Raw genomic sequence first — 7,187 nt, forward strand, 5'->3', positions numbered from 1 at the left:
GGGCCTTGGTAATCAGTCAGCTAAAATATCGATGATAAAGGGATTTCGCTTCCTTGATATCATTTGTGCCATGGATGAGTGCCCGGCCGTCTCTGAATAAGACAATCCGGTGTTTTCCAGTTCTACAAGCAAGAAGATAAGGATTCACTTCTACTCTTTCCATCACATTTTCAAGTTGTGCCCCTACCTTCTTCAGGTCTAAAGATTCCAAGACGTGAGAGCGGATCTGGACGGCATCCCTTCCGCATAACACGGCTGATTTCAGCTGGTTTCCATATTGCAGAAATGGATATTGACGCTTTTTTCCGCAAGATGGACAGTCAATTTTCTTCAATCCCTGTACATCCACAGAGCTGAATTCATTCTTCCAAATATCAAAAGAAGTAAGCTTTTGACGGACAGACCCCCAGTCCTCTACTAATATCTTCATTGCGTCAGAAACTTGGTATGAGACGACCATTGTTACAGCTGGGGAGATTATACCGGTCGTATCGCAAGTGAGAGCTTGGGGCGGTAAGGTTTGGATCAGACAGTGCATACATGGTGTCCTGCCGGGAATGAATGTATAGGTTATTCCATAGCTTCCTGCACATCCCCCATATATCCAGGGAATATCTTGCTGCATGGATACATCATTTATCATCATTCTTACATCGAAGTTATCGGTGGCGTCAATGATCAGATCTACCCCTGAAGAAAGGTGCAGGATGTCACTGGGTCCGGCATCCAGGATGTGGGCCGAGACTTCAACTTCCGAATTGATTTCTTTCAGGTGTCTTTCCGCCGCAACTGCCTTTGGAAGTCTTTCAAACACATCCTTCTCGGTATATAGCTGCTGTCTTTGAAGATTGCTATTTTCCACATAGTCGCGGTCAACAATCGTGAGTTTACCGACTCCGGCCCTTACAAGTGCTTCTGCATTTCCTGCACCCAGCGCCCCTGCTCCTACTAGTAGCACGTGTTTTCCAGAGATACTTTTTTGACCGGCTTCCCCTATGGGGCTGAATAATTCTTGTCTGGAATACCGACCATTCATCAGTTGACGATCCCCTCCATCGGGCTGCTTGCTGTAGCATAAGATTTTACAGGGATCCTGCCGGCTTCAAATCCCAATCTTCCTGCATTTACTGCAAGCTTCATTGCACCTGCCATTTTAACGGGATCCCCCGCTGCTGATACGGCAGTATTCACCAGGACGCCATCCGCTCCCAGCTCCATTGCATAGGCTGCATCCGCCGGGGAACCTATTCCTGCATCCACGATCACCGGCACATTGGATTGTTCGATAATGAATCGTAAATTAACAGAATTAATGATACCCTGCCCGGACCCGATTGGCGCTGCCCCGGGCATGATTGCATGTGCTCCCAATTCTTCCAGTCTTCTGGAAAGCACGACATCATCAGATGTGTAGGGGAGAACTGTGAAACCTTCCTTAACAAGCTCTTCGGTTGCTTTCAATGTCTCAACAGGATCGGGAAGAAGTGTCCTGCTGCACCCTATGACCTCTACCTTTATCATGTCACATAAACCGGAAGCCCTTGCAAGCTTTGCATGTCTAACAGCTTCCTTTGCAGTTTTCGCACCTGCCGTATTAGGAAGGAGTTTATACTTTTCAAGGTCAAGCTGCTCCAAAAGGTTGGGTTGATCTTTTTCAAAAATATTCATTCTTCTTACAGTAAACGTCAAAATTTCCGTTTCTGAAGCCGTCACTGCCTTTTTCTGTGTATCAAAATCCGGATATTTACCGGTTCCAAGTAATAATCGGGAATGAAACTCATATTTTCCTAGTGTTAACATATTTACCCTCCTCCTACAAAATGGACGAATTCAATAGAATCCAATTCTTTGATTGTCGTTGAGTCGTAATCTTGTTTCTCAGCAATAACACCATTCACTTCTACAATAAGGATACGATCACTCAATGAAAAGTGATTCACCATGTCTGTAATCGTCCCGAGCGTATCAGGAACTTGAACAATCTGACCATTAACCCTTACCTTCACCATTCATCATCCTTTCTTCCATATCTCCAGGTTCAAACATAGGATCTATTTCTTTCCCTTCCAGTACATCAGCCATCAAAACTCCGGTAATGGGTGCCAGCAATATCCCATTCCGGTAATGACCTGACGCAATTGAAAGCCCCCTGTATCCTCTCACTCTCCCGATATGAGGATGGCCTCCTGCCGTTTTAGGCCTGACACCGGCCCACGCCTTTTCCCATCTCCCATTTGCAAGGTCCGGTAGAATTTCAATGGCTTTATTCATTAACAAATTTATCCCTGCGACCGAATTCGATTCATCAAACGTGTGAGGATGTTCTGTCGCCCCTACTAAGATCCGGTCTCCCCGTTTTGGAACAAGATAGCAGCCATCTGTGAATATCGTCCGATTGATGATCTGCCGTTCAAGCATGACGGAGAAACATTCACCTTTCACTGGATAATCGGGGAGTTCAACCCCTGCATAATTCAATATTTGGCTGCTCCAGGCTCCCCCTGCGATGATGACCTCATTTGCGTAATACGTTTCATTATGTGTTCTTATACCTTTGCACCTGCCCCCTTCAAGTATGAAACTCAAAAGCGGTGTGAATTCTTTTAAATCAGAACCAAGTCTCACTGCTGATTTTGCTAATGCAAGAGTAAGCTTCCCGGCACACACATTGCCGTCTTTGTATGCATACAGGCCGCCCAGATTTCTTTCTGACAAGCCCGGTTCCAGCATGGTAACCTCTTTGTCTGTCAGCCACTCTACATCATTACTCAGCGATAAAACATGTTGTAAATTATTTACGTCTGATTCGGAGGCTGCAAGCTTGATCATCCCATTCTGGCTGAACTCGAAATCGATTCCGCTAATTTCTTTTAATTCTTCTGAAAGTGACGGAAACATATCTCGGCTTTTCATAGCAGCCTGCAGCAACCCTCCATTTTCTAATTCTGTATGAACTCCAAGCATTCCAGCTGCAGCAGAAGAGGCTTTATTGCCTATTCTGTTTTTTTCTACAAGCAGTACCTTCTTACTTCGCTTTGCAAGTTGATAAGCTATCGAACAACCAATCACACCTGCACCAACAATGATGGCATCATAATTTTTTTCCAGCTTCCTTCACCTCCTATCAAGTAACTGCCTAAATTCTTTTGCGGCGCTTACCGGTTCCGGTGAAAGGAAAATACCGGATAAGACTGCAATTCCAGCAGCCCCTGTCGAGTTGATTTCCTGCACATTAGCAGGCTGGATCCCACCAATTGCTATGACAGGCAGATCAACTGCTTTCACCAAATTTTTCACCTTCATCGACCCGACACCCGGCTTTCCTTTCTTGGAAGATGTAGCGAATACATTTCCATACAGAAGAAAATCCGCTTCTTCCTTACATAAGCTGACCGCTTCTTCCATCGAATGAACGGATGCGCCAATCACCAGAGAAGGGAATTTACTCTTAACCTCGGATACATCTAAACTATGATGTGCAAGCTGAACCCCTCCAGCGTCCGTCACTGCTGCAATGTCCACTCTGTCATTCACCAAAATCTTTTCTGTTGGGAATCCTGCATTTACTAAATCTTTTATAAAGGATTTGATCTGAAGAGCACTCCACCCTTTTTCCCTGATATGAAGGAAATCGATGTAAGGATGTATAGCCTTAGCGATACGGAACGTTTCATCCATTCCTTGTAAACCGCTCGTAACAGCGTGCAGCTGCCTATGCATGTGAAAAAACCTCCTTCTATTTCTTATAACGGACGTCATCGACAGGGAAAAACGGAAATGCCTCCGAAGCAATATAACTGAACATCACCATAGCGATCATGACAGCCAGAAACACTCCATCATACTTTGAGAATCCTATTCGATAGAAGTAGGTCCTCTTTACGTTACCTGAGAAACCCTTTGCTTCCATCGCAACAGCAACTCGATGAGCTCTTCTGATGCTTTGAGCAAGAAGTGGAAGGGCGTAGTTCCTGAAAGTAAAAATCAATCCCCGAATCCCTTTTTCGGTTTTCTTTTCCCGTACTTTCAATGCAAACCGTATCGTCACAAATTCTTCAGCAATAATCGGCAGCATACGGAACCCCGCCAAGAAGCTGTACGCAAATTGTGGTTTCAGCTTAAGCTGCTGCATCAATGAATAAAAAAGCAGTACCGGCCTGGTAGAAAGAGTGAATAACAAGCCGAGCACTCCAAAAATAAACGCCCTGAAACCGACGTGTATACCCCGATAAAAGCTTTCTTCCGATATTTGAATGAGCCCCCACTTCACCCAGATGACATCCCCTTTCCCAAATAGAATCATCGAAACTGCAGTCGATGCAAACACTAGGAAAAAAGGGAGCAAAAGAAGGGATTTCACTTTGACGTTATGGCCTGAGTAAAGCCAGAATAGAAGCAGGGAAATAGCAGTCAAATACACAAGCAGGTTCAACTGATGGATCGTCAGTACTACTATAAACAGGAGAACCAAGATGATTAATTTGAAACTTGGATTAACTTTATGCATCCAGGTTTGCTTTGAAACGATATCCACCCTCAAAGAATTCCCTTCCTCTCACTAACCGTTTCCTCACAAAACTCTGCATTCTGTAATTGACCATCTTCAATCGTCCATATTCTGTTTGAAAATGAACGGGCAATATTCTGATCATGAGTCACCAACAAAATGGCAGATCCCTGAAGCTGCATCTCCTTCAGCATCTCGAGCAATTGAAACGTATTTGCTGCATCTTGTCCGAATGTAGGTTCGTCCAGTAAAATGATGTCCTGACTTTTCACGATCGACGCTGCCACACTGAGCCGTCTTTTTTGTCCCATCGATAATTGATATGGATGCTGGTGTTGATGATCGTCAAGGTTAAACCTTTTTAATACTTCATTCACTTTCAATGACACTGTTTCTCCTTTTATTTCTTTCATCCTGAAGTTATAAGCAACTTCTTCATAAACGGAATGTGTGACAAATTGAAACTCGGGATTTTGAAAAACGAACGTACACTGTTCAGGAGTTTTCTTTCTGTCTACCTCCCGCCCGAAAAGTTCGTACCTCCCTGTCGTTTTGATAAATTGCATTAAACTGTGAAGCAGTGTGGATTTCCCTGCACCATTTTTGCCAAGAATCGTTATCCATTCTCCTTTTCTCACAGCAGCGTGTTCGACGGATATTTTTGGGCGCTTCTGCAGATAACCCTTAAATTCCTCTATTTCCAAGATCATTTCACCCGGTAATTCGCTATGTTGAACCGGCCGCGAAGCAATGTACTCATTCCAAGCACCTGGATACCACACTCCTTGCTCCTTCAGGATTTGTTTATACGAACGTACTATTTCTTCCTTACGACCGTCTGCAAGTATTCCGCCGAACTTGTCAAAAAGGATGATCCGGTCTACCAGATCAAGTACGTGATCTAACTTGTGCTCTACAATCACCACCGTTTTATCCATACTGTTATCCTTGAGCGTTTCCCAAATATCCATAGTTCCATCTTCATCCACCAACGCAGTTGGTTCATCAAGAAAGAGGACCTCCGGTTCAAGAGCAAGAACAGCCGCAATGGCGAGCCTTTGTTTCATTCCTCCTGACAGCCGCTGTATGCTTGTATGTGCATCATTCAGTTCTAATCCTACCTTCTTGAGCAATTCCTGTATTCTTTCCTCCATCTGTTCTCTCGGAACATTCAGGTTTTCAAGCACAAATGCAATCTCTTCATCAACATACGGCATACAAAATTGAGCATCAGGATCCTGAAAAACATATCCCCAGGAGGCTGGCCGTGAAATGGAGGATACTCTCATCGGAACCTCATATGCATTCGGTATCAGACCCGCCAGTACATTGAGCAGGGTAGACTTCCCGCAGCCCGAAGGACCAAGCAGCAAAACCTTTTCACCTTTATCGATTGAAAGTGAAAGATCCTTGAATATAAAATTCGATTCACCTGGAAACTTCAATCTCAATTTATCAATCTTCATTTCCTTCACACCTATCTATCAAGAGCTTCATAGTCTTCTAGTTCTGCCGGCCTGACAAGGCTTGTCACTCCAGTTTGTTCCAACGCTCTCACAAGATAGAAAGCTCCCACTCCTGCAATCAATACTGAACCCAGTAATCTCGCTCCCAGAAACAGAAGCAGATTCCAGGTGGCAAGATCGCCGATGTACCCTTTGAACATATCCATCATAATCGACCCAACTGCTGACATAATGGCAGCGATGCAAATAATCGTGAGGCTGTATCGTTTGTATCTCGTTCCAAAGAATATCGCTTCTGCAAAGAGTCCTTGCACAATACCGAAGAGCAGGACCTCAAGCCCCCATTCTGAGCCCATCAGAAACTCTCCTGAGGAGGCTGCAACCTCAGCAAGCATTGCCACACCAGGCTTGCGGATGATCAGGAAAGCCACTGTAGCCGCCATAAACCACATCCCGTAAATAAGTTGATCGGCATGAAGCCCGAACGGTTTCATCATGTTGTAAAGCGGCCCCCAAACCTTATAAATGACCCCAAACCCAATTGAAATGACGACCGTGACCAGAATGTCGGTTAGTTTTAACTTCATGACTCATTTCACCGGCTTTCCTGTAACGTCTTGAAGAAAATGATTTTCAAACGGCCATCTTTCAAAGGAATATGCCATTTCCCAAAATTGAAGCTCATATATGCTGCTAATGGTAAACAGCTCCTTCATACGTTCTTTTTCCTCTTCGCCGGCTTTCACTGCAATCTCATCCAATCGATTTATCTGCTCTTTCACCAATTCACCGAACCACTCCCCACCGTAAGCTGCAATCCATTCGCGGTAAATCGGTTCATCCGGCGAACACAACTTCAAATGCTCACCGACTTCATGGTACAGCCAATAGCAAGGCAAAATGGCTGCTATAATGTCACCGAATCCCCCGAAATGGGCTGCCCGGTACATGTGGGAGGTATAGGCATAGGCTGTTGGAGCAGGCTTGAACCGATCCCTTTCATCTTCTGTGATCCCGAGTCTTACAGAAAAACTTTCATGCAGTGACAATTCGGCATCATTGGTACCCTGAGCATGGGCCGCCATTCTTGACGTAGTATGTAAATCTGGTGCAAACGCCGCTCCCAATGCTTGCATCTTCGAAAAGTGTGATAAATAGTATGCATCCTGGAGCACGTAATAGCGGAAATTCTCAAGCGGGAGTGTACCGTCCCC

Annotated in this window: 9 protein-coding genes; all 9 read right to left on the reverse strand. The window is 44.7% G+C overall.

The genetic code is table 11. From position 1 onward, the window contains the following. Window positions 1-16: 16 nt before the first annotated feature. The gene (locus HP456_RS17365; RefSeq protein ID WP_172253428.1) at window positions 17-1,036 is read right to left on the reverse strand and encodes a ThiF family adenylyltransferase; all 1,020 of its coding nucleotides are present in this window, start codon (window positions 1,034-1,036) and stop codon (window positions 17-19) included. Then, the gene (locus tag HP456_RS17370; protein ID WP_172253430.1) at window positions 1,036-1,800 is read right to left on the reverse strand and encodes a thiazole synthase; all 765 of its coding nucleotides are present in this window, start codon (window positions 1,798-1,800) and stop codon (window positions 1,036-1,038) included. The genes HP456_RS17365 and HP456_RS17370 overlap by 1 nt, the downstream gene beginning before the upstream one ends. A gap of 2 nt (window positions 1,801-1,802) precedes the next feature. Beyond that, entirely contained in the window at window positions 1,803-2,009 is a 207-nt protein-coding gene (gene thiS / locus HP456_RS17375; protein ID WP_172253432.1) for a sulfur carrier protein ThiS, read from the reverse strand. After that, on the reverse strand, window positions 1,990-3,108 hold the full coding sequence (gene thiO / locus HP456_RS17380) for a glycine oxidase ThiO (protein WP_246289195.1): 1,119 nt from the start codon (window positions 3,106-3,108) through the stop codon (window positions 1,990-1,992). Before thiO ends, thiS begins: the two co-directional genes overlap by 20 nt. A gap of 6 nt (window positions 3,109-3,114) precedes the next feature. Further along, window positions 3,115-3,720 (reverse strand): thiamine phosphate synthase, encoded by a 606-nt coding sequence (locus tag HP456_RS17385; protein ID WP_172253436.1) that lies wholly within the window; start codon window positions 3,718-3,720, stop codon window positions 3,115-3,117. A 16-nt stretch (window positions 3,721-3,736) separates the two neighbouring features. Further along, on the reverse strand, window positions 3,737-4,540 hold the full coding sequence (locus tag HP456_RS17390; protein WP_172253438.1) for an energy-coupling factor transporter transmembrane component T family protein: 804 nt from the start codon (window positions 4,538-4,540) through the stop codon (window positions 3,737-3,739). After that, on the reverse strand, window positions 4,537-5,973 hold the full coding sequence (locus tag HP456_RS17395; protein WP_172253449.1) for an ABC transporter ATP-binding protein: 1,437 nt from the start codon (window positions 5,971-5,973) through the stop codon (window positions 4,537-4,539). Before HP456_RS17395 ends, HP456_RS17390 begins: the two co-directional genes overlap by 4 nt. A gap of 11 nt (window positions 5,974-5,984) precedes the next feature. Continuing rightward, on the reverse strand, window positions 5,985-6,560 hold the full coding sequence (locus HP456_RS17400; RefSeq protein WP_172253451.1) for an ECF transporter S component: 576 nt from the start codon (window positions 6,558-6,560) through the stop codon (window positions 5,985-5,987). A 3-nt stretch (window positions 6,561-6,563) separates the two neighbouring features. Further along, window positions 6,564-7,187: thiaminase II (gene tenA, locus HP456_RS17405; RefSeq protein WP_172253453.1), on the reverse strand; the 624-nt coding region annotated here is incomplete at its 5' end.

The sequence above is a fragment of the Bacillus haikouensis genome (assembly GCF_013179555.1).
Classification (GTDB): domain Bacteria; phylum Bacillota; class Bacilli; order Bacillales; family Bacillaceae_B; genus Rossellomorea; species Rossellomorea haikouensis_A.